Origin of the sequence: Streptomyces sp. NPDC020801 (assembly GCF_044334385.1) — a bacterium.
Lineage (GTDB): Bacteria > Actinomycetota > Actinomycetes > Streptomycetales > Streptomycetaceae > Streptomyces.
The window spans coordinates 124,897-147,459 of the sequence record NZ_JBIRST010000006.1; the positions used below are offsets into that span (position 1 = coordinate 124,897).

The window sequence follows — 22,563 nt, forward strand, 5'->3', positions numbered from 1 at the left end:
GCACGCACGCGTGCCCGAATTCGGGAAGCCCGCAGTCGGCCATCCCGCGCACGCGCCTGCTCCTCACCACCGGAACTCACTCGAAGTGGAGTGCCTCCTGTCATGAAGTCCATCAAGGCGTCCCGTCTCACCGCCGCCGGCGCTCTCGCGGGCTCGGCCGTCCTCGCCCTGTCCGCGCCCGCGTTCGCCCATGTCACCGTCCAGCCGGAGACCACCCCCGCCAAGGGCGGCTACGTGGTCGTCGACTTCAAGGTCCCCAACGAGCGCGACAACGCCTCCACCACCAAGGTCGAGGTCAGCTTCCCTACCGACCACCCGCTGGCCTCGGTGATGCCGCAGCCGATCGACGGCTGGAAGATCGACGTCACCAAGTCCCGGCCGGCCAAGCCGCTCGAGATGCACGGCAAGAAGATCTCCGAGGCCGTCACCAAGGTCACCTGGACCGCCGACGGCAAGGGCATCGAGCCCGGCTACTTCCAGAAGTTCCCGGTCTCCGTCGGCGCGCTGCCCGAGGACGCGGACCAGCTCGTCTTCAAGGCGCTCCAGACCTACTCCGACAAGGAGGTCGTCCGCTGGATCGAGGTGCGGCAAAAGGGCCAGGCCGAGCCCGACAAGCCGGCGCCCGCACTGGACCTGGCCGCCGCACCGGCCGACGACCACCACGCCACGAGCGCCGCGGACGCATCCAGCGACGCGAAGTCCACCGCGCAGACCGCAGCCGCCGGCTCCTCCGGCTCGAAGAGCGGCAGCGACACCACCGCCCGCGTCCTCGGCGTCGTGGGAATCGTCGTCGGCGCGGCGGGTGTCGCCTACGGCGTACTCGCCGGCCGCCGGCGGACCACCGTCTGATCCCACTCGTCCGCCACGCGCACCAGGGGGTCGTACGACAGGTCGTGCGACCCTTGCGTACGACCCCGGTGCGCGCCGGAGTTCTCACATCTGGGACATTTTTCTATGCGCAAGAAGACGTTCGCCGCGGCCGTGCTGCTCGCCGCCGCCACGATGACCCTCTCCGCCTGCGGCAGCGGCGACGACAGCAACAAGCCCGTCGCCGTCGTCTCCGAGGACAGCTCGCAGAAGGCCGTGACGGTCCTCGACCAGCCGTTCGAGAAGCCGGACCTGGTGCTCACCGACACCCACGGCAAGAAGTACGACCTCCGCAAGGAGACGGCGGGCCGGCCGACGCTGGTCTACTTCGGCTACACGCACTGCCCCGACATCTGCCCGCTGACGATGAACAACATCGCGGTCGCCAAGAAGGCCCTGCCCAAGGCCGAGCAGGACAAGCTGCAGGTGGTGTTCGTCACCACCGACCCGGCCCGCGACACCCCCGCCGAACTCGGCAAGTGGCTCAAGGGCATCGACCCCCAGTTCATCGGCCTGACCGGGGACTTCGCCACCATCCAGGCCGGCGCGCGCAGCCTGGGCATCTCCATCGAGCCGACGGAGAAGGACAAGAACGGCAAACTCGTCTCGGTGCACGGCACCCAGGTGGTCGCCTTCTCCCCGAAGACCGACGGCGGCTACCTGCTCTACGGCGAGGAGGCCACCGTCGACGACTACACCAAGGACCTCCCCGAGATCATCAAGGGGAAGAACCCATGAGGCGTCCCGCGTCCGCGGCCCCGCTCCTGGCCGGTGTCCTGACCGGCACGGTCCTGCTCACCGGCACGGTCCTGCTCACCGGGTGCGGCGGCTCGGCCTCCGGCTCCCGGCCCGGACCATCCGGCTCCGGCTCCGGCTCCGGCGGGAAGGCCGAACTGTCCGTGAGCGCCGCCTACATGCCCCAGCCGGTCTCGGACTCGATGGCGGCCGGCTTCCTGACGATCACCAACAAGGGTGACGCCAAGGACGAGCTGACCTCGGTCACCAGCGACGCCGCGGGAGAAGTCACGGTGCACGAGACGGTCGGCGGCGCCATGCGGGAGGCCGACCGCCTCACCGTCCCCGCGCACGGCCGGCTCGTGTTCAAGAGCGGCGGCAACCACCTGATGTTCGACAAGCTGAAGCGCAAGCCCGAACCGGGCCGTACGGTCACCGTCGAACTGCACTTCGCCGAATCCGGCGACCTCAGGGTTGAGATGCCGGTGAAGCCGGCCACGTACAACCCCGCGACCGGACACTGAGGGAGGGACCACCTTGACGCAGACCACCACGCCCCGCGTCCGGACCCTGTTGCTGCTGCTCCTGGCCGTCGCCGGCATACTCCTCGCCGGCGCCGCCCCGGCCTCCGCTCACGCGGCGCTGACCGGCAGCGACCCCCAGCAGGGAGTGGTGGTCGACAAGGCGCCCACCCAGGTGTCGCTGACCTTCTCCGAGAAGGTCGCCATGAACGACGACTCGCTGCGTGTGCTCGACCCCGAGGGCAAGCGGGTCGACACCGGCAAGCCGGCCGACATCAGCGGGACGACGTACGCCGTGCAGCTGCGCGGCGGGCTGTCCAAGGGCACCTACACCGTCACCTACCAGGTGGTCTCCGCCGACAGCCACCCCGTCGGCGGCGCCTACACCTTCTCCGTCGGCGCCCCCTCCAAGACCTCCGTCGCGGTCGGCGGCCAGGACGTGGGCGGCGGGATCGTCGGCTTGCTGTACGGGTTCGGGCGGTACGTGTCCTACGCCGGCTTCATCGTCCTGGCCGGCGGCGCCGCCTTCGTGCTCGCCTGCTGGCAGCGCGGGGCGGGCGTACGCGCGGTACAGCGGCTGGTCGTCTCCGGCTGGGTCGCGCTCACCGCCGCCACGCTCGCGCTGCTGCTCCTGCGCGGCTCCTACACCACCTCCGGGAAGATCGCGGACATCTTCGACCTCACCCTGCTCGGGCAGGTGCTCCAGACGAAGACCGGCGCGGCCCTCGTCTCCCGGCTGCTGCTGCTTGCCGCGGCCGCGCTGTTCGTCGCCGTGCTCTTCGGGGCGTACGAGAAGCGCGAGGACGAGGAGAAGCGGGACCTGACCTTCGGGCTCGCCATCGGCGGGGCCGTGGTCGCCGCCGGGCTCGCGGCGAGCTGGGCGATGGCCGAGCACGCCTCCACCGGCCTGCAGCCGGGCATCGCCATGCCGGTCGACATCGTCCACCTGCTCGCCGTGGCCGTCTGGCTCGGCGGGCTCGCCGCCCTCCTGGTCGCGCTGTACCGGGCGCCCGCGGACAGCCCGATCGAGACCCCGGCCGTACGCCGCTTCTCCCGCGTCGCCTTCTGCTCCGTGCTCGCGCTGGTCGCCACCGGGATCTACCAGTCCTGGCGGCAGGTCGGCTCCTGGTCGGCGCTCACCGGCACGCGCTACGGGCAGCTGCTCCTGGTCAAGATCGGCCTCGTGGGACTGCTCATCGGCATCGCCTGGGTCTCCCGGCGCTGGACGGGGCGGCTGACGGAGACGGTGACCGCGAAGGCCGCGGCCAAGGCCCGCACGAAGGAACAGGCGAAGGACCGCGCCAAGGACCGCGCCAAGGAGAAGGAACCCGCGGGCGCGCGCAAGGGCCCGGCGGGCGCGAAGGCATCGGCCGACGCCGGTGCCGGCGCCGGCAAGAAGTCCGCGACCGGTGGGAAGACGGTCAACGGCGCCGGCACACGGCGGGCCGCCCAGCTCGCCCGGCAACGGGCCGCCGTGGACGCGGCCCGGCAGAAGCGGATGCGGGACGCCGACCCCGGCCGGTCCGGGCTGCGCCACTCGGTGCTGGCCGAGGCGGGAGTCGCCGTCGCGCTGCTCGCCGTCACCACCGTGCTGACGCAGACGGAGCCGGGGCGCACGGAGGAGGCCGCGGCGGCAACCTCGTCGGCGTCCTCGCCCTCTTCGTCGTCCTCGTCCTCCTCCTCGGGGGGCGCGGTCACCCTCGACATGCCCTTCGACACCGGCGGCCAGAACGGCAAGGGCATCGTCCGGCTCGACATCGACCCCGCGCGCGTGGGCGGCAACGAGATGCACGTCTATGTGCAGCGGCCCGACGGCCAGGCCTTCGACATCCCCGAGATCAAGGTCGCCCTCACCCTCACCGCCAAGAGGATCGGCCCCCTGCCTGTGGCCCCCGACCACATCACCACCGGGCACTGGGCGGCCAGTGGGGTGCAGATCCCCATGGCGGGCGACTGGAAGGTCGCCGTGACCGTGCGGACCTCCGACATCGACCAGGCGACCGTCACCAAGAACGCGCAGATCGGCTGAACCCCACCATGACCGACCAGTCCACCCCGGAGGCCACCACCCCGGACCTGCCCAGGCAGACCGTCCACGAGACCGACTCCGCAAGCGCGGGCATATCGCGCCGGCGGCTGCTCGGCACCGCCGGCGCCACCGGAGTCGTCCTCGGTGCGGCGGGCGCGGCCGTGGGGTACGGCACGGCACCCGCCGGAGCCACCCCGCTCACCTCGCTCGGCTCGGACCGGGCAATGTTTCACGGGAAACATCAGCCCGGGATCACCGACGCCCTGCAGGCCCGCGGCCATGTCGTCGCCTTCGACCTGACGGCCGGCGCGGGCCGCAAGGAGGCAGCCACCCTGCTGCGCCGCTGGTCGACGACGGCCGAACGGCTGATGGCGGGTGAGCCGGCCGCCCACGCCGACACCGATGTCGCCCGGGACGCGGGCCCCTCGTCGCTGACGATCACCTTCGGCTTCGGGCACGGCTTCTTCGACCGGACCGGCCTGCAGAAGCAGCGGCCGGCCGCCCTCGACCCGCTGCCGGACTTCTCCTCCGACCGGCTCGACAAGGCCCGCAGCAACGGCGACCTGTGGGTGCAGATCGGCGCCGACGACGCGCTGGTCGCCTTCCATGCCCTGCGCGCGATCCAGAAGGACTCGGGTGGCGCCGCCCGGATCCGCTGGCAGATGAACGGCTTCAACCGCTCCCCGGGCGCCACCGCCCGTCCCATGACCGCCCGCAACCTCATGGGCCAGATCGACGGCACCCGCAACCCGAAGCCGTCCGACACCGACTTCGACCGGCGCATCTTCGTCCCGGCCGGCGGCGAACCGGCCTGGATGGCGAACGGCTCCTACGCCGTCGTACGCCGTATCCGCATGCTCCTGGACGACTGGGAGAAGCTCTCCCTCGCCCAGCAGGAGAACGTCATCGGCCGCCGCAAGCCGGACGGGGCGCCGCTCAGCGGGGGCACCGAGACGACCCCGATGGACCTGGAGAAGACGGGCAAGGACGGCAGCTACGCCGTCCCGGTCAACGCGCACGCCCGCATCACCCGGCCCGACCAGAACGGCGGCGCGGCCATGCTCCGGCGCCCCTTCTCCTACCACGACGGGTTCGACCCGGACGGCACGCCCGACGCCGGACTGCTGTTCATCTGCTGGCAGGCGGACCCGCTGCGGGGCTTCGTGCCGGTGCAGCGCAAGCTGGACCGCGGCGACGCGCTGTCGCAGTACATCCGGCACGAGGCGAGCGGGCTCTTCGCGGTGCCGGGCGGGACGGCGAAGGGCGAGTACGTGGGGCAGCGGCTGCTGGAGGGATGAGCGGCGCCGGCCGGCTAGGTCACGCCGGTTCACCCGCGGGAGGGGCTCTCGTGAGACGGACGGGCCGGGTCCGCGTGCGCCCATTAGGGTGAGGTCATGCCAGCGAGCTACGCGTATCTCGGCCCCGAGGGCACATTCACCGAAGTCGCCCTGCGCACGCTTCCCGAGGCGGCCACGCGGGAGCTGATCCCGTACGTGTCCGTGCAGTCCGCGCTCGACGCCGTCCGCACCGGCGACGCCGAGGCGGCTTTCGTTCCGATCGAGAACTCGGTCGAGGGCGGCATCACCACCACGCTCGATGAGCTGGTCGCGGGCACACCTCTGATGATCTACCGCGAGGTGCTGCTGTCGATCACCTTCGCGTTGCTGGTCAGGCCCGGCACCAAGCTGTCGGACATCAAGACCGTCACCGCCCACCCGGCCGCCCAGCCGCAGGTGCGCAACTGGCTGAAGGCGAACCTGCCGGACGCCGTCTGGGAGTCGGCCGCCTCCAACGCGGACGGAGCCCGACTGGTCCAGGAGGGCCGCTACGACGCCGCCTTCGCGGGCGAGTTCGCGGCCGCCCGATACGGCCTGGAGGCTCTGGAGACGGAGATCCACGACGCGGAGAACGCGCAGACACGGTTCGTCCTGGTCGGCCGTCCCGCCCGGCCCGCCGCTCCGAGCGGTGCCGACAAGACGTCCGTGGTCCTGTGGCAGCGCGACGACCACCCCGGCGGCCTGCGAGACCTGCTGGGCGAGTTCGCCACCCGCGGCATCAACCTCATGGTGCTGCAGTCCCGCCCGACCGGGGCCGGCATCGGCAACTACTGCTTCTGCATCGACGCCGAGGGCCACATCACCGACCGCCGGATGGCCGAGGCGCTGATGGGGCTGAAGCGGATCTGTCTGCAGGTGCGTTTCCTCGGCTCGTACCCGCGTGCGGACATCGGGGTGACGGATGTCCGGACCCCGCCGCCCGGGACGTCGGACGAGGAGTTCGTGGCCGCTGCGGACTGGGTTGCGCGCTGCCAGGACGGCCGTTTCTAGCCGGTTCCACGTTATCCACAGAAGTTATCCACAGGTCCCCATCTCGACCTGAGGACAAGTCGACATCAAAGGGCGGCCAGGTCGACAAATCACCCCGCGCTCCCCAAGCGGGGAGACGGAGACACGGATCCGCCTTCGTCCACTCGTTTCCTTTGGTTCATCTTTTGGGGCGACCTCTTTCCACCCGAAAGTGGGTGTCGGGGCGGTTTGAGCCGGGAATTCTTCCGTCCACCCGCCGGTAGCGGAGTGATCAATTCCGAAGTCCACAGATCTTTCGCACAGCCTGTGGATAACTCTCGGCGGCATGGGGACTCCTGTGGACAACATCAGGCCCAAGTCCCGCTCCGTACAAGGAAATCCAGTCAACCGGACAGCCGTCCAGTGCCTCCTTCCAGTTAGCGGGACGCTCTTTATTGACACAAGGCGCAATTCCGCCATAACGGTACGTAGTGCGCGGTTCGGAATACTGGGTCGTGAGGCGCAACGCCGCACCGGTAGCCTTGACCGCGTGATTGACCTTCGCCTGCTCCGTGAGGACCCCGACCGTGTGCGCGCCTCGCAGCGCGCCCGTGGAGAGGACGTCGCGCTCGTCGACGCTCTCCTGTCTGCCGACGAGCGGCGCAGGTCGTCCGGCGTCCGCTTCGACGAACTGCGCGCCGAGCAGCGGAACCTGGGCAAGCTCATCCCGAAGGCCGCCGGCGACGAGAAGGCCGAGCTGCTGAAGAGGGCGAGCCAGCTGGCCGCCGACGTCAAGGCGGCCGACGCCGAACGCGACGCGGCCGACACGGAGACCCAGGAGCTGGCGCTCCAGCTCGGCAACCTCGTGCACCCCGACGTGCCGGTCGGCGGTGAGGAGGACTTCGTCACGCTGGAGACGCACGGCACCATCCGCGACTTCGCCGCCGAGGGCTTCGAGCCCAAGGACCACCTGGAGCTCGGCCAGCTGCTCGGCGCGATCGACGTGGAGCGCGGCGCGAAGGTCTCCGGCTCCCGCTTCTACTTCCTCACCGGTGTCGGCGCCCTGCTGGAGCTGGCGCTGGTGAACGCGGCGATCGCCCAGGCCACCGCGGCCGGCTTCACCCCGATGCTCACCCCCGCGCTGGTCCGCCCGCAGTCGATGGCGGGCACGGGCTTCCTCGGCCAGGCGGCCCAGGACGTCTACCACCTCGACAAGGACGACCTCTACCTGGTCGGTACGTCCGAGGTGCCGCTGGCGGCCTACCACATGGACGAGATCATCGACGCCGACCGTCTGCCGCTGCGCTACGCGGGCTTCTCGCCGTGCTTCCGCCGCGAGGCCGGCTCGCACGGCAAGGACACCCGCGGCATTTTCCGCGTGCACCAGTTCGACAAGGTCGAGATGTTCTCCTACGTCGCCCCCGAGGAGTCGCAGGAGGAGCACCACCGTCTGCTGGAGTGGGAGAAGCAGTGGCTGACGTCGCTGGAGCTGCCGTTCCGGGTCATCGACGTCGCCACGGGTGACCTGGGTGCCTCGGCCTCGCGCAAGTTCGACTGCGAGGCCTGGGTCCCGACCCAGGGCAAGTACCGCGAGCTGACCTCGACCTCGGACTGCACCGAGTTCCAGTCCCGCCGCCTCAGGATCCGCGTCCGTGACGGCAAGACCGTCCGTCCGCTGGCAACGCTCAACGGCACGCTGTGCGCCGTCCCGCGCACCATCGTCGCGATCCTGGAGAACCACCAGCAGGCCGACGGCTCCGTGCGCGTGCCGGAGGTGCTGCGCCCCTACCTCGGAGGCCGGGAGGTCCTGGAACCGGTGGCCAGGTGACCTCCGCCGCTCCCGAAGCCTCCGGCGAAACGGCCGGGGGCTTCCCCTACAGGCTGATCGCGACCGACCTCGACGGAACGCTTCTGCGCTCCGACGAGTCGGTCTCCCGGCGAACCCGTGAGGCGCTCGCCGCGGCCACCGCCGCGGGTGCCGCCCACCTGGTGGTCACGGGCCGCGCGGTGCCCTGGACCCGGCACATCCTCGACGATCTCGGCTACCGGGGCCTCGCCGTCTGCGGCCAGGGCGCGCAGGTCTACGACGCCGGGGCGCACCGCCTGCTGACGTCGGTGACCCTGGACCGGCAGCTGGCCGGGGTGGCTCTGGCCAAGATCGAGGCGGAGGTCGGCCCGCTGTACCTGGCGGCGAGCCGTGACGGCCTGGAGGGCGAAGTGCTGGTGGGCCCCGGGTACGCGGTCACGGGCACGCTCCCGGCGACTCCGTTCACGGACGCCTCGGATCTGTGGAGCGCCCCTCTCAACAAGCTCTACGTCCAGCACCCGACCCTCACGGACGACGAACTGGCCGACGTGGCCCGCCGCACCGCGGGCGGCTTCGTCTCGGTCACCATGGCGGGTGAGGGCATCGTCGAACTCCTGCCGCTGGGCCTGTCGAAGGCGACCGGTCTCTCACTGGCCGCCCGTCGGCTGGGTCTGAAGGCGGCCGACACACTTGCCTTCGGCGACATGCCCAACGACATCCCGATGTTCGCCTGGGCGTCCCATGGCGTGGCGATGGACAACGCTCACGAGGAACTGAAGGCGGTCGCGCACGAGGTGACGGCCTCCAACGAGGAGGACGGCATCGCGGTGGTGCTGGAGAAGTTGCTGGGCTGACGGCTCACCGCTGTGGGCCGTCGTTCCGGCCGGGTCACGGTGACAGGGTCTTGCGGAGGATGCACGGATCGAACGTGCGCGGGCTGTTCAGGCCCGACCACGGCTTAGCAAACCGGTGCCTTACCACTCGGCCAATCCTCCGGGTGGGCGGCCCACGCGATGGGATTCGCGTGCTCGAAGCGGCCGCCCCGGGCAGCTCCCCGTGCGGGCGGGCTCGACGGAGTGGTGGCGACTACTCCGAAGCCCGCCGCGGGCTGCCCTGTCGGGAGCTCGGCGTACTGCCGTGCATCGACATCGCCCAGCTCCTCTCCCAGAACGTGACGCCGATTCGATCCGGCGTTCGTGGACACCACCACTGTGCCGTTGCGCCGGCTGGGGCGCCACTGAATTTGCGGGCGGACCGGCCGGGTCACCGCCGCCGCCACCTGCGGCGGCGCACCTTGCTGAAGAACCATCCGGCGGGCGGCTCGTCGGAGCGCCACGGCTGCGGCTCGGGCTGCTCGCGGCGCCAGCGCGCGGCGAGCATCCGCGCCCGGGCGGACGGCTCGGCGGTCTCGGCGGCCCGTATGAAGTCGGCGTCCAGGACGACGTCGTCCCACGCGTCCCCGGTGCTCCCCCGGCCGTCGCTCTCCGGCGCCTCGCCCGCCATTCCCGTCCTCCCGGTGTCCCTTCCGCCCTGCCCAGTCTGCCCGGACGGAGGTGAAGCCCCCGTCAAGGCCGTCGAGCCCGCCCGCCGCCACGGCGGGGCATCACTCCTCGCCGGCGAGTGTCAGCGACCGCAGCTTCTGCCCGGCGTACCAGGTGGCCAGCACGGTCACCACCACCAGCAGCACCGTCGCCGTCGGCAACCCTACGTCGGAGGTCACCAGGTCTCCGCCGGCCATCTTGTGCGCCACGGCCAGCGCCCACTGCTGGACGCTCAGTGTGCGCGCCCCGGGCACCAGGGAGCCGAACAGCGCCTCCCAGACCAGCGCGTAGACGAGCCCGAAGACCACCGCGTGCCGGGAGACCGTGCCCAGCAGGAGGAAGAGAGCCGCATACGCGATGGAGGCGACCAGCGCGGCCACCGTGTAGGCCACGGCTATCTGCTGCCCGTTGCCGTTGAGGATCAGCCCGGCGACCAGGGTCGGCACCGCGGAGAACACCATGGTCACCGCGACGGCCACGATCAGCTTGGTGAAGATGATCGTCGGCCGCTTGAGCGGCTTGGACAGCAGGTACACCACCGAACCGTCGTCGATCTCCGGCCCGATCGCGCCGGTGCCGGCGATCACGCCGATGATCGGCACCATGGTGGCGAGCGCGAACCCGCCCAGGACGTTCACCGCTGTCTGGTCGTCGGCGCCGGTGAGGGCGCGGACCACCACGGCGATCACGATGAGCAGGAGCGGCAGCGCGCCGAGGATGAGGGCGCGGCGGCGGCCGAGCAGGGCCCGGTAGGTGAGCCGGGCGACTGTGGGGTCATACATATTCGGCCTCCTACGCCGCGACCAGGTACGAGAAGACGGACTCGAGGGACTCGTCGGAGGGCGAGACCGTGTGCAGCCGGATGCCGTTGTCCCGCGCCACCCGGGGCAGGAGGGCGGTGAAGCGGCCGAAGTCGACGGCCTGGATGCGCAGCGCGCCCTCGGCGAGGTCGACCTCGATGCCGGACGTCGACGGGTCGGCGATCAGCGCGGCCGCGAGCGCGCGGTCGTCGCTGGAACGCACCAGGTAGCGGTGCGGGCGGTCGGTCATCAGACGGCGGATCCTGCGGAAGTCGCCGCTGGCCGCGTGCCGTCCGGCGACGACGACCTCGATGTGCCAGGCGAGCTGTTCGACCTCCTCCAGGATGTGGGAGGAGAACAGGACCGTGCGGCCCTCGTCGCCCATGCGCCGCAGCAGCTCCATCAGCTGCATGCGCTGACGCGGATCCATGCCGTTGAACGGCTCGTCGAGCAGCAGCAGCGAGGGGTCGTGGACGAGCGCGGAGGCCATCTTCACGCGCTGCCGCATGCCCTTGGAGTACGTGGAGATCTTCCGGTCCTGCGCGTACTCCATCTCGACGGTGGCAAGCGCCTTCTGCGCCGCCTTGGCGCCCAGGCCGTGCAGCTCGGCGTTGGCGACGACGAATTCGCGTCCGGTGAGGAAGTCGTACATCGCCTCCCGTTCGGGGACGACGCCGATGTGCTTGTAGATCTGCTCGTTGCGCCACACCGGCTGCCCGTCCAGGGTGACCGATCCGGTCGAGGGAGCGAGGAAGCCTCCCATCATGTTGATCAGAGTGGACTTGCCTGCGCCGTTGGGACCGAGCAGGCCGGTGACGCCGGGGCCGATCGTCATGGTGATGTCGTTGACGGCGACCACGTTGCCGAACCAGCGCGAGACGTGGTCGATGCTGAGAGTCGTCACAGTCCCACCTTCTTGTAGCGGCGCAGCAGGAGGCCGTATGCGGCGGCGATGAGACCCAGGACGGCGAGGACGTAGACGACGCCCTCCCCGCTGCCGGGGCCGACGGCGCCGGGGGCCGAGGAGGTCGCGCCCAGGAACGCGGTCTGCACGCCGTCGATCAGCGTGATCGGCGAGAAGAGGCCGATCCATGGGATGGCGCTGGTGTTGCTCTGGGCGTCCGCGATGGCCTGGAGGGTGGAGACCGCGCCGTAGGAGATGACCAGCACGGCGATCACGGCGGCGATGCCGAAGCCACGGCGCGGGGTGACGGCGGCTATGACCAGGCCGAGGCCGGCGAAGAGCAGTGAGAGCAGTGCCACGGAGACGAGTCCTTCGGCGAATCCCTTGGTCTGGTCGGCGAAGTCCAGCTTGGCCAGCAGCGCGCCCACGTAGAGCACGAGCAGCGGGGCGGCGGTCAGGATGAACAACGCCGAGGCCAGCGCCGCGTACTTGGCGCGTACGTAGTCGGCGGTCTCGATGGGTCGCGAGAAGTACAGCGGCACGGTCTTGAAGCGCAGGTCGCGCGAGACGGACTGGGGTGCCTGCGAGGCGACGTACAGGCTGATGACGCCCTGCATGATGATGGCGTAGCGCGTGTAGTCGACGGGCAGGTCCTTGGCCTTGGTGGCGACCGCGACGGCGACCATGATGGCCGCCGGCACGCACATCACCACGAACAGCAGCATCGGCAGCACCTTGGACTTCACCGAGCGGCCGAGGCCGTAGGCACCGCGCAGGGACTGCGAGTACAGCGAGCGGCGGGCGTAGGCGCGGCCGAGGCGGGGGCCGTCGTAGTTGCGGTAGCCGATGTTGTGGATGCGGGTCTGGTCACCCGAGGGCGGTGCCGCGGAGTGCTCAACTGCCATGGCCGACCGCCTCCTTCCGCTGTGCGTCGCGCTGTTCGTCGCTGTCCCGGAAGACCTCCGAGATGTGGTGCCGGCGCTGCTCCATGCGCACCAGGCCGAGGCCGAGGTCCGCGATGACGTCCCGTACCAGGTCGTACGTCTCCTCGCCCTGTGCGGTGAGCAGCAGGACGTGCCCCGCGCCCGGCAGGCCGGTGCCGTCCTGGGTCTCCACCCCGCGCGCGTGGAGCGCGTCGCGCACCGAGCGGGTGCCGTCCGGGTGCTCGTCGCTGTCGGTGACCTCGATCGCGAGGGTGGTGGTGGTCTGGGTGAAGTCGGTGGTGGAGCTGGAGCGCAGGAGCTTGCCGCCGTCGACGACGACAACGTGGTCGCAGGTGCGCTCGAGCTCTCCCAGCAGGTGGGAGGTGACCAGGACCGAGATGCCGAAGTCGGTGTGGATGCGGCGGATCAGACCGAGCATCTCGTCTCGGCCGACCGGGTCGAGGCCGTTGGTCGGCTCGTCGAGGAAGACCAGCTGCGGGTCGTGCACCAGGGCCTGGGCGAGCTTCACCCGCTGCTTCATGCCGGTCGAGTAGCCGCCTATGGGGCGGTAGCGCTCCTCGTGGAGGCCGACGTGGCGCAGGGTGTCCGCGGTGCGCTCGCGCGCGGCGGTCGGGGGCAGGCCGGACATGCGCGCCATGTGGACGACGAACTCGGTGGCCGAGACGTCGGGCGGCAGGCAGTCGTGCTCCGGCATGTAGCCGACGCGCTCGCGGATGGCGGCGCCCTTGGTGGCGACGTCGAGGCCGAGCACCTCGGCGCGGCCCTCCGTGGCGGGGGACAGACCCAGCAGGATCTTGATCAATGTGGACTTGCCGGCTCCGTTGGCGCCGACGAGTCCGGTCACACCGGGTCCGACGTCCACGGAGAGCCGGTCAAGCGCGGTCACCCGGGGGAACCGCTTGCTCAGGCTTTCGGTCGCGATCACAGTCACGTCTTCGACGGTAGTGACGCGCGCCACGCCAGTCGTCAGACCGCAGAGCCGTCTTGGCGTCCGACTCGAGTATTACGGCGCCTTAGGGGTCCCAGCTCTCAGGTCTTACCCCGGGCTGGGAGATCCGGCCCCCTGCACCTCCCTATTGACGCTTGGTCTAACAACTGCCACAGTCGCCGGGGTCGAGTTACGGGCACGTATTGCATCCGGAAGCGGACGGTGGGCGGTGGCGACGGCGGTGACCCGCGAACTCCGTCCGGATCTGGGGGGTTTCAGGGCGGTGCGGCGGCCGGTGTGCGCGTGCGCACAGCCCGTGGCCGCCCTGCTCGGGCCGAGGGTGACGGATCCGGCGGACAGCGCCTTCCACCTGGACGACAATCGGCCGTGGGGGCCGCCGGGCGGGAGCGAAGGCGAGCGTGCGGGAGTGCGGCGCCGGACGGAGGAGAGGTGACACGCGTGACGTTGCTGAAGGGGGCGCGGGAGCGCTGGGTGCGGACCGGCGGGGTCGAGCTGCGCGTCGCCGAACTGGGCGACCCGCAGCAGCCGACGGTCGTGCTCCTGCACGGCTACCCGGACAGCAAGGAGGTCTGGTCGCAGGTGGCCGGGCGCCTCGCCGGCCGCTTCCACGTCGTGCTGTACGACGTGCGGGGCCACGGCCACTCCACCGCGCCGCAGCCGCTGCGTGGGGGCTTCACCCTGGAGAAGCTCACGGACGACTTCCTGGCGGTCGCGGACGCGGTCAGCCCGGGCAGGCCGGTGCATCTGGTGGGGCACGACTGGGGCTCGGTGCAGTCCTGGGAGTTCGTCACCGTCAAGCGCACGCAGGGCCGGATCGCCTCCTTCACGTCCATCTCGGGGCCCTCCCTCGACCACTTCGGCCACTGGATCGACAAGCGCGTCAGGCGCCCCACCCCACGCCGGGTGGGCCAGCTCCTCGGCCAGGGCGCCAAGTCCTGGTACGTCTACCTGCTGCACACTCCCACCCTGCCCGAACTGGCCTGGCGCGGACCGCTGGGCAAGCGCTGGCCGAAGATCCTCCAGCGGGTCGAGAAGGTGCCCGGCGGCGACTACCCGACCTCGTCGCTGCCCCAGGACGCGGCGCACGGCGCCTGGCTGTACCGGGACAACGTACGGGCCCGGCTGCGCAGGCCTCGGACGGACGCCTTCGCACACGCGCCCGTACAGCTCATCACCCCTCTTCAGGACGCGTTCCTGTCGGAGCGGCTGTACGACGAACTGGAGCTGTGGGTCCCGCACCTGGTGCGCCGCACGCTCCCGGCCAGGCACTGGGTTCCGCGCACCCGGCCCGACCAGCTGGCGGCATGGATCACCGAGTTCGTGACGGCCGTCGAGGGCGGGCGGCCCGAATCCGCCGCCACCGGGAAGCACGCCGACCGCTTCGCCGGGCAGCTCGTGCTGGTCACCGGCGCGGGCAGCGGCATCGGGCGGGCCACGGCCTGCGCCTTCGCCGAGGCCGGCGCGCGCGTGGTGGCCGTCGACCGGGATGCGGAGGCCGCGGTCCGCACTGCCGAGCTGTCCCGGCGGGCCGGCGCGCCGGCCGCCTGGGCCGAGACGGTGGACGTAGCCGACGAGCAGGCCATGGAGAAGCTCGCCGGGAAGGTCGCCGCCGAGTACGGCGTGGTGGACGTGCTGGTGAACAACGCGGGCATCGGCCTGTCCGGGTCGTTCTTCGATCACACCCCGGAGGACTGGAGGAAGGTCCTCGACGTCAATCTCTGGGGCGTGATCCACGGCTGCCGGCTCTTCGGGAAGCAGATGGCCGAGCGCGGGCAGGGCGGCCATGTCGTCAACATCGCGTCCGCGGCGGCGTACCAGCCCTCGAAGGCGCTGCCCGCCTACAGCACCTCCAAGGCGGCGGTGCTGATGCTGAGCGAGTGTCTGCGCGCCGAGCTGGCCGGGCAGGGGATCGGCGTCACGGCGATCTGTCCCGGCTTCGTCAACACCAACATCACGTCGACGGCGCACTTCGCGGGGGTCGACGCGGAGGAGGAGAAGCGCCTCCAGAAGCGCACGGCCCGTCTGTACGGGCTGCGCAACTACCCGCCGGAGAAGGTTGCCGACGCCGTCCTGCGCGCCGTCGTCCGCAACGAGGCGGTGGTGCCGGTGACACCGGAGGCCCGCCTCTTCCACGCGATGTCCCGCTTCACTCCGCGTGCCCTGCGCAGGCTGGCGCGGGTGGAGCCGCCACTGTGAGCCGTCGCGGTGTGCCGCCGCGGTGTGCCGCCGCGGTGTGCCGCCGCGGTGTGCCGCCGCGGTGTGCCGCCGCGGTGTGCCGCCGCGGTGTGCCGCCGCCGTCCATCGCCGTGCTGTGCCTGCGCTCCGGGCCAACGTCTGTGGATCACTGACCAGTTGTCCACAGCTTCGGCAATTGAGCTGTGGACAACGTTACTTGGCTGTGGATCAAACCTCCGGAGCGAAATTGACCTGCGTGATCCGCGTCTCTCCCGGCACCCTTGGGGCATGGACGACAGACGCACCGTGAAGGTGTCGAAGTACCTCTCCAAGCACCTTCGCCACCAGCCCGAGCGGATCGGGCTCACACTCGGCGAGGGCGCCTGGGTCGAGATCGACACGCTGATCGCGGCGGCGACCGCGCACGGCTTCCGGTTCACCCGCGAGGAACTGGAGCACGTGGTCGCCACCAACGACAAGCGGCGCTTCGCGATCGAGGGCACCCGAATCCGCGCCAGTCAGGGCCACAGCATCGAGGTGGACCTCGGGCTGCCGGCCGCGACCCCGCCGCCGTACCTCTACCACGGCACCGTGGCCCGCAGCCTGGAGGCGATCCGTACCGAGGGGCTGCGGCCCATGAACCGGCACGATGTGCACCTCTCGCCCGACCGCGAGACCGCGACGCGCGTCGGCGCCCGCCGCGGCCGCCCGGTCGTGCTCGCCGTGGATGCCGCCGCGATGCACCGCGACGGGCACGTCTTCCACGTCAGCGCCAACGGTGTGTGGCTGACGAAGGCCGTACCGGCGCGCTATCTCCGGTTTCCCGAAAGCCACCGACGGCCGATCCACTGACGTCGGTCACTGGTGGTCGATCCGCTGACGGCCGGCCCACCGGCCGCCGGGACCACCGACCGCCGGTCCACCGGCGTCCGGTTCGGCATGATCGTCGGTATGGACCACGACATGGAGCACCTCCCCACCACCGAGGCGGCCGTCGCCGTCTGCCGCACCATCGCAGCCGAGTACGCGCGCGAGGTGGAGGTGACCCACGACATCGGCGCCGACCAGACCTCACGCCGCAGTGCCGCGGGTGTCGGTGTCACCACCGACCCGGACGGCTCGTTGCCGCACGAGGCCTACGTCGAGTTCGGCGGCCTGCCCCGGGTGACCGTGCGGCTCTATCCCGAGGACGACGCACTGATCACCGTGGAAGGCGTCGAGTGTCACGACATCGCGCGCGACGACGTACCCGCCTTCCTCCGTGCCGTCTTCGGCGGCAGGGCGTATGTCAAAGGGCGCCGCTTCCCGCCCGGCTACCGCCTCGTCGTGCCGCTGCCCCGCGACCGCACGTACAAGGAGCATGTCTCCATGATCCGCCTCACGCCGTGGCTGAGCGGCCGCCTACGGTGACCGTTTCACGTGAAACACCCTCGGCCGCCTGAGCGGCTCGCGGCGCGGGCACCCCGCTGTGCATCGCGGGGTTCGGAGCCGGGAATCCGGGCATTCCCGGGTTCGCCGGGCACCACCGTTAGGCTCTCAGGCATGAGTCTGCGCCTGAGCACCGTGATCCTTCCGTACCGCCGCTGGCACGAGGGCGGCCGTTCGGCATGGACGCGGGCGGAGCAGCTGGGCTTCGACACCGCCTACACCTACGACCATCTGTCGTGGCGCAGCTTCCGGGACGGCCCGTGGTTCGGTGCCCTGCCGACGCTGACCGCCGCCGCGGCGGCGACCGAACGGCTGCGGCTGGGCACCCTGGTCACCTCGCCGAACTTCAGGCACCCGGTCACCCTCGCCAAGGAACTGATCTCCCTCGACGACATCTCCGGCGGCCGGATCACTCTCGGCATCGGCGCGGGCGGCACCGGCTTCGACGCCACCGCGCTCGGGCAGGAGCCGTGGACCCCGCGGGAGCGGGCAGACCGCTTGGCCGAGTTCGTTCCGCTGCTCGACCGGCTGCTGACCGAGGATGCGGTGTCGTACGAGGGCGACTTCTACTCGGCGCACGAGGCGCGCAACATCCCCGGCTGTGTACAGCGGCCCCGGCTGCCCTTCGCGGTGGCCGCGACGGGCCCGCGCGGGCTGCGGCTCGCCGCGCGGTACGGGCAGGCGTGGGTGACCACCGGCGACCCGAAGCTGTACGAGAACGGCACCCCGGAGCAGTCGGTTCAGGCCATCCGCGGACAGGCCGAGAAGCTCGCCGACGCGTGTGCGGCGGCCGGCCGGGACGTCTTGGGGCTCGACAAGGTCCTGCTCACCGGCTTCACTCCCGACCGCGGGCGCCCGCTCGAGTCCCTCGACGCGTTCGTCGACTTCGCGGGCCGGCACCAGGAGCTGGGCTTCACCGAGATCGTGATCCACTGGCCGATCCCGGACTCGGACTTCGCCGCGGACGAGAAGGTCTTCGAGCTGATCGCCATGGAAGCGCCCGCCCAGCTGAGGTGACCGGGCGACCCCTCAGATGTGCGCAGTAGCGCACGGTCGTGCGGGCATATGCGGGACAATGCCCCGGTGACCTCAGCAACTCGACAGCCCGAGACCCAGGCCGCCGCCCTGCCGCCGCGGCTGATCGCCACCGATCTCGACGGAACTCTGCTGCGCGACGACAAGTCGGTGTCCCCCCGCACGGTCGCCGCCCTCGCCGCGGCCGAGGAGGCGGGCATCGAGGTCTTCTTCGTCACGGGCCGCCCGGCCCGCTGGATGGATGTCGTCAGCGAGCACGTGCACGGCCACGGCCTGGCCATCTGCGGCAACGGCGCCGCCGTGGTCGACCTGCACGGCGGCCCGGGCGCCCACCGGTTCGTGGAGGTGCGGGAGCTGGCGCGCGGGAACGCGCTGGACGCGGTCCAGCTGGTGCGGGAGGCCGCGCCGGGCACGGTGTACGCGGTCGAGCAGACATACGGCTTCTACCAGGAGCCGGCCTATCCCAAGCTGCACATGGAGATACCGGACACGCTGGCGCCGGCGGAGGAGTTGCTGGCACCGGACGGCGCCGGCGTCGAACAGCCGATCCTCAAGATCCTCGCCTACCACCCCACGCTGGACCCCGACGCCTTCCTCACCGTCGCCCGCCTGGCCGTCGGTGAGCGCGCCAACATCACCCGGTCCAGCCCCAGCGCCCTGCTGGAGATCAGCGGCCCCGGCGTCTCCAAGGCCAGCACGCTCGCCCTGTGCTGTGCCGAACGCGGCATCTCGCACGAGGAGGTCGTCGCCTTCGGCGACATGCCGAACGACGTGGAGATGCTCACCTGGGCCGGCCGGTCCTACGCCATGGGCAACGCGCACCCCGACGTGATCGCCGCGGCGTCCGGGCGGACGGTCGCCAACAACGACGACGGGGTCGCGGTCGTGATCGAGCGGCTGCTGGGGGAGCGGCTGTAAGGAACGCCGCCGCCCCGGTCGTACCCGGGACGGCAGGGGCAGCGCTGCGGCGGTCGCTGCCCCACCGACGGGACCGCGCGCGGAGGAGCCGCTACCCCGCTCCCACCAGCAGCTCTGTCTCCTCCTCGCGCTCGATCATCCGGCGCAGCGGCCCCGGCAGCGCGGCGAGCTCCGCATACGGGCCCCGCTGGATCACGTGTCCCTCGCCCAGCACGAGCACCTCGTCCACGGCCTCCAGCCCGGCCAGGCGGTGGGTGATGAGCAGCGTCGTACGGCCCTCGGTGGCGGCCAGCAGATCGGCGGTGAGCGCGTCGGCGGTGGCGAGGTCGAGATGCTCGGCGGGCTCGTCGAGCACGAGGACCGGGAAGTCGGCGAGCAGTGCGCGGGCCAGTGCCAGCCGCTGCCGCTGCCCCCCGGACAGCCGCGCACCGTGCTCGCCGACGAGTGTGTCGAGCCCGTCGGGGAGGGTGTCGGCCCAGACGAGCAGCCGGGCCCGCGCGAGCGCGTCCCGCAGCTCGGCCTCGGTCGCATCCTTCCTTGCGAGCAGCAGGTTCTCCCGCACCGAGCTGTCGAAGAGGTGCGCGTCCTGGGCACACAGCCCGACCAGCCGCCGTACGTCGTCACCGTCCAGCGCGTGGGCGTCGACCCCGCCCAGCGTGTACCCGCCCGCCTGCGCGTCGAGGAACCGCAGCAGCACCTGGGCGAGCGTCGTCTTGCCGGACCCGGAGGGACCGACCACGGCGACCCTGCGGCCCTCCTCCAGCGTCAGGTCGAGTCCGGTGAGCGCGTCCCGGTCCTGCCCCGGATGGCGGGCCGTGAGGCCCCTGACGGTGAGCGGGAAAGGCGAGGCGGGCGCCTGCCGCGGGCGCTCCGGCTCACGGACGGGCTCGGGGGCGTCCAGAACCTCGTACACCCGCTCCGCGCTGCGGCGCACCCGTTGCCGGTGCTGCACCGCGAGCGGCATGCCGAGGACGGCCTCGAACGCGGCCAGCGGGGTGAGGACGACGACGGCCATGGCCACGCCACCGAGCCGCCCGTCGACGACCGCCTGGGCGCCGACGAGGGCCGCGGCCGCGACGGTCAGCCCCGACACCAGCGCGGTGAGCCCGTCCCCGAGAGCGGTGGCGGTGGCGGTGCGCGAGGCGATCCGGGTGAGCACGGAGTCGGCGCGCCGCGCCGCGGCGACACGTACGGGCAGGGCGCCGGCGACCGTCAGCTCGGCGGTCCCGGTGAGCAGGTCGGTCACGTGGGTCGCGAGGGCTCCGCGCGCGGGGGCGAGCCGGTGCTCCGCGCGCCGCGCCACCGCTCCGGTGACCAGCGGGACGCCCACCCCGGTCGCGATCAGCCCGGCGCCGAGGACCGCCCCGGCCTCGGGCAGCAGCCATGCGGTGAAGGCGACGGAGGCGGCGGATACGGCCAGTGCGGCACCTGCGGGCAGCAGCCAGCGCAGCCAGTAGTCCTGCAGCGCGTCCACGTCGGTCACGAGCCGCGTCAGCAGATCACCCCTGCGGGTTCGGCGCAGTCCGGCGGGTGCCAGCCGCTCCAGCCGCCGGTAGACGGCCACCCGGGTGTCGGCCAGCATCCGCAGCACCGCGTCGTGCGACACCAGCCGCTCCCCGTAGCGGAAGACGGCCCGTCCGATGCCGAAGGCGCGCGTCGCGGTCACGGCCACCATCAGATACAGCACGGGCGGCTGCTGCGACGCGCGCGAGATGAGCCATCCGGAGGTGGCCATCAGACCGACCGCGCTGCCCAGCGCGAGACTGCCGAGCAGCAGGGCGAGGGCGAGGCGGCCGCGCCGGGCGCCGGACATCGCCCGGACCCGGGCGAGGACGCTCCCCACGGCCGCCGTGGGTTCGGTTCCGGGCCCGGCCGGAGCCAAGCGGCCCGGTTCTGCCCCGGCCTCCGCCGGGCGTGCAGCGGGGCTCCTGGTCGTGGACGGTGCGGGCACCTGGGACTCGGCGTCGTCGAGCCGCACGACCCGGTCCGCCACCTTCAGGAGGGCGGGCCGGTGCACCACGAGCAGCACCGTCCGCCCGGCGGACAGCCGCCGTACCGCCTCCACGACCTCGGCCTCGGTCGCTCCGTCGAGAGCGGCCGTCGGCTCGTCGAGCAGGAGAACCGGCCGGTCGGCGAGGAAGGCCCGGGCCAGCGCGAGCCGTTGCCGCTGCCCGGTGGACAGTCCCGCGCCGTCCTCGCCGAGCACGGTCTGCGGCCCCTGCGGCAGCGCGTCGACGAACTCCAGGGCACCGGCGTCGGCCAGCGCGCGTCGCACGGCGCCGTCGTCCGCGTCGGGCCGTGCGAGCCGTACGTTCTCGGCGATCGTCCCGGCGTACAGATGCGGTCGCTGCGGCACCCAGGCGACGCGCGAGCGCCACTGCTCCAGATCGATGTCGGCGAGATCCACTCCCCCGACCCGTACCCGGCCCGCGCTGGGCCGGACGAACCCCAGCAGGACGTTCAGCAGCGTCGACTTGCCCGAACCGCTCGGGCCGACGAGCGCGACTGTCTCCCCGGGGGCCACGGCGAAGGACACGTCGGTCACCGCGTCCGCGGACCGTCCGGGGTAGCAGACGCTCACGCCCTCGAAGGCCGGGGCCCCGGCGGGGACGGCCGCCGTGCCGGACTTCGGCACCGGTGTCTCCAGCACGGCGAAGATCTCCTCGGCCGCAGCCAGCCCCTCCGCGGCCGAGTGGTACTGCGCGCCCACCTGACGCAGCGGCAGGTAGGCCTCAGGGGCGAGGACGAGGACGACCAGGCCGATGTACAGGTCCATGTCACCGCTCACGAGCCGCATGCCGATCGTCACGGCGACGAGCGCCACGGACAGGGTGGCGAGCAGCTCCAGGGCGAAGGACGACAGGAAGGCGATCCGCAGGGTACGCATGGTCGCCCGCCGGTACTCGCCGGTGATGCGCCGGATGGACTCCGCCTGGGCCTTGGCCCGGCCGAACACCTTCAGGGTCGGCAGGCCCGCGACCACGTCCAGGAAGTGCCCCGACAGCCGGGACAGCAACCGCCACTGGCGGTCCATGTGGGACTGCGTGGCCCAGCCGATCAGCATCATGAAGACGGGGATGAGGGGCAGGGTGCCGACGATGATGGCCGCCGAGACCCAGTCCTCGGTGACGATCCGCGCAAGCACCGCCACCGGGACGACCACCGCAAGTCCCAACTGCGGCAGATAGCGCGAGAAGTAGTCGTCAAGGGCGTCGACGCCCCGGGTGGCCAGCGCGACCAGCGAGCCGGTCCGCTGTCCGCCCAGCCAGCCGGGACCGAGTGCCGCCGCGCGCTCCAGCAGCCGGCCGCGCAGCTCGGACTTCACCGCCGCGCCGGCCCGGTGCGCGGCGAGCTCGGTGAGCCAGGAGACCAGCGCCCGGCCGCCGGCGACGCCCGCCAGCAGCAGCAGGGGAGTACGGAGTTCGGCGACCGGCAGCCGGTGCTGGAAGGCACCCACGACCACCTCGGCGATGAGCATCGCCTGCGCGATGACCAGCCCCGCACCGAGTGCGCCCAGGCCGACGACCGCCATCAGGAACAGCCGGGTGGCCCGGGCGTAGCGCAGGAGACGCGGATCGATCGGTTTCACGTGAAACATGCCCTTCGGTCCACAGGGGTGTGTTTC

The 22,563-nt window shown here is 71.6% G+C and carries 19 protein-coding genes and 1 tRNA gene; 13 read left to right on the plus strand and 7 right to left on the minus strand.

Annotated features, from left to right (window positions below):
- The first annotated feature begins 111 nt into the window (after positions 1 to 111).
- The 8 genes from ACH4UM_RS14700 (at position 112) to ACH4UM_RS14735 (ending at position 9,098) form a co-directional block, all read left to right on the plus strand.
- Positions 112 to 849 (plus strand): YcnI family protein, encoded by a 738-nt coding sequence (locus ACH4UM_RS14700; protein WP_398178649.1) that lies wholly within the window; start codon positions 112 to 114, stop codon positions 847 to 849.
- 105 nt (positions 850 to 954) lie between these two features.
- Positions 955 to 1,605: an SCO family protein gene (locus ACH4UM_RS14705; protein ID WP_398177967.1), complete on the plus strand. Its 651-nt coding sequence runs from the start codon at positions 955 to 957 to the stop codon at positions 1,603 to 1,605.
- The gene (locus ACH4UM_RS14710) at positions 1,602 to 2,126 is read left to right on the plus strand and encodes a copper chaperone PCu(A)C (RefSeq protein WP_398177970.1); all 525 of its coding nucleotides are present in this window, start codon (positions 1,602 to 1,604) and stop codon (positions 2,124 to 2,126) included. The genes ACH4UM_RS14705 and ACH4UM_RS14710 overlap by 4 nt, the downstream gene beginning before the upstream one ends.
- 13 nt (positions 2,127 to 2,139) lie before the next feature.
- Positions 2,140 to 4,152 (plus strand): copper resistance CopC/CopD family protein, encoded by a 2,013-nt coding sequence (locus ACH4UM_RS14715; RefSeq protein ID WP_398177972.1) that lies wholly within the window; start codon positions 2,140 to 2,142, stop codon positions 4,150 to 4,152.
- An 8-nt stretch (positions 4,153 to 4,160) separates the two neighbouring features.
- Positions 4,161 to 5,450 carry an iron uptake transporter deferrochelatase/peroxidase subunit gene (gene efeB, locus ACH4UM_RS14720; RefSeq protein ID WP_398177975.1) on the plus strand — a complete coding sequence of 430 codons (1,290 nt, stop codon included), beginning with the start codon at positions 4,161 to 4,163 and terminating at the stop codon, positions 5,448 to 5,450.
- Between the two features lie 96 nt (positions 5,451 to 5,546).
- Entirely contained in the window at positions 5,547 to 6,479 is a 933-nt protein-coding gene (gene pheA / locus ACH4UM_RS14725) for a prephenate dehydratase (RefSeq protein ID WP_398177978.1), read from the plus strand.
- Between the two features lie 508 nt (positions 6,480 to 6,987).
- Positions 6,988 to 8,265, plus strand: coding sequence for a serine--tRNA ligase (serS, locus tag ACH4UM_RS14730; protein WP_398177981.1), 1,278 nt, complete (start codon positions 6,988 to 6,990; stop codon positions 8,263 to 8,265).
- Positions 8,262 to 9,098, plus strand: coding sequence for an HAD family hydrolase (locus tag ACH4UM_RS14735; protein WP_398177984.1), 837 nt, complete (start codon positions 8,262 to 8,264; stop codon positions 9,096 to 9,098). Before serS ends, ACH4UM_RS14735 begins: the two co-directional genes overlap by 4 nt.
- Positions 9,099 to 9,151: 53 nt before the next feature.
- Here the strand turns inward: ACH4UM_RS14735 and ACH4UM_RS14740 are convergent.
- The 6 genes from ACH4UM_RS14740 to ACH4UM_RS14765 form a co-directional block, all read right to left on the minus strand.
- A tRNA-Ser gene (locus ACH4UM_RS14740) sits at positions 9,152 to 9,239 on the minus strand.
- 268 nt (positions 9,240 to 9,507) lie between these two features.
- On the minus strand, positions 9,508 to 9,747 hold the full coding sequence (locus ACH4UM_RS14745; protein WP_398177987.1) for a hypothetical protein: 240 nt from the start codon (positions 9,745 to 9,747) through the stop codon (positions 9,508 to 9,510).
- 100 nt (positions 9,748 to 9,847) lie between these two features.
- Entirely contained in the window at positions 9,848 to 10,567 is a 720-nt protein-coding gene (locus tag ACH4UM_RS14750) for an ABC transporter permease subunit (RefSeq protein ID WP_398177990.1), read from the minus strand.
- A 10-nt stretch (positions 10,568 to 10,577) separates the two neighbouring features.
- Positions 10,578 to 11,489 carry an ABC transporter ATP-binding protein gene (locus ACH4UM_RS14755; protein WP_398177993.1) on the minus strand — a complete coding sequence of 304 codons (912 nt, stop codon included), beginning with the start codon at positions 11,487 to 11,489 and terminating at the stop codon, positions 10,578 to 10,580.
- On the minus strand, positions 11,486 to 12,394 hold the full coding sequence (locus tag ACH4UM_RS14760) for an ABC transporter permease (protein WP_398177996.1): 909 nt from the start codon (positions 12,392 to 12,394) through the stop codon (positions 11,486 to 11,488). Before ACH4UM_RS14760 ends, ACH4UM_RS14755 begins: the two co-directional genes overlap by 4 nt.
- Positions 12,384 to 13,358, minus strand: coding sequence for an ABC transporter ATP-binding protein (locus tag ACH4UM_RS14765; RefSeq protein WP_398178652.1), 975 nt, complete (start codon positions 13,356 to 13,358; stop codon positions 12,384 to 12,386). The genes ACH4UM_RS14760 and ACH4UM_RS14765 overlap by 11 nt, the downstream gene beginning before the upstream one ends.
- A 462-nt stretch (positions 13,359 to 13,820) precedes the next feature.
- Between ACH4UM_RS14765 and ACH4UM_RS14770 the strand changes: the two genes are divergently transcribed.
- The 5 genes from ACH4UM_RS14770 (at position 13,821) to ACH4UM_RS14790 (ending at position 18,938) form a co-directional block, all read left to right on the plus strand.
- Complete coding sequence (locus tag ACH4UM_RS14770) at positions 13,821 to 15,578, plus strand: SDR family oxidoreductase (protein WP_398177999.1); 1,758 nt, start codon at positions 13,821 to 13,823, stop codon at positions 15,576 to 15,578.
- A gap of 267 nt (positions 15,579 to 15,845) precedes the next feature.
- Positions 15,846 to 16,409: an RNA 2'-phosphotransferase gene (locus tag ACH4UM_RS14775; protein ID WP_398178001.1), complete on the plus strand. Its 564-nt coding sequence runs from the start codon at positions 15,846 to 15,848 to the stop codon at positions 16,407 to 16,409.
- Positions 16,410 to 16,508: 99 nt separating this feature from the next.
- Entirely contained in the window at positions 16,509 to 16,967 is a 459-nt protein-coding gene (locus ACH4UM_RS14780; protein WP_398178004.1) for a hypothetical protein, read from the plus strand.
- A gap of 132 nt (positions 16,968 to 17,099) precedes the next feature.
- The gene (locus ACH4UM_RS14785; protein ID WP_398178006.1) at positions 17,100 to 18,002 is read left to right on the plus strand and encodes an LLM class flavin-dependent oxidoreductase; all 903 of its coding nucleotides are present in this window, start codon (positions 17,100 to 17,102) and stop codon (positions 18,000 to 18,002) included.
- A 48-nt stretch (positions 18,003 to 18,050) separates the two neighbouring features.
- Positions 18,051 to 18,938 (plus strand): HAD hydrolase family protein, encoded by an 888-nt coding sequence (locus ACH4UM_RS14790; protein ID WP_398178008.1) that lies wholly within the window; start codon positions 18,051 to 18,053, stop codon positions 18,936 to 18,938.
- A gap of 91 nt (positions 18,939 to 19,029) precedes the next feature.
- On the opposite strand, the gene cydD is transcribed toward ACH4UM_RS14790, so the two are convergent.
- Positions 19,030 to 22,536, minus strand: coding sequence for a thiol reductant ABC exporter subunit CydD (gene cydD, locus ACH4UM_RS14795; protein WP_398178011.1), 3,507 nt, complete (start codon positions 22,534 to 22,536; stop codon positions 19,030 to 19,032).
- Positions 22,537 to 22,563: the final 27 nt, after the last annotated feature.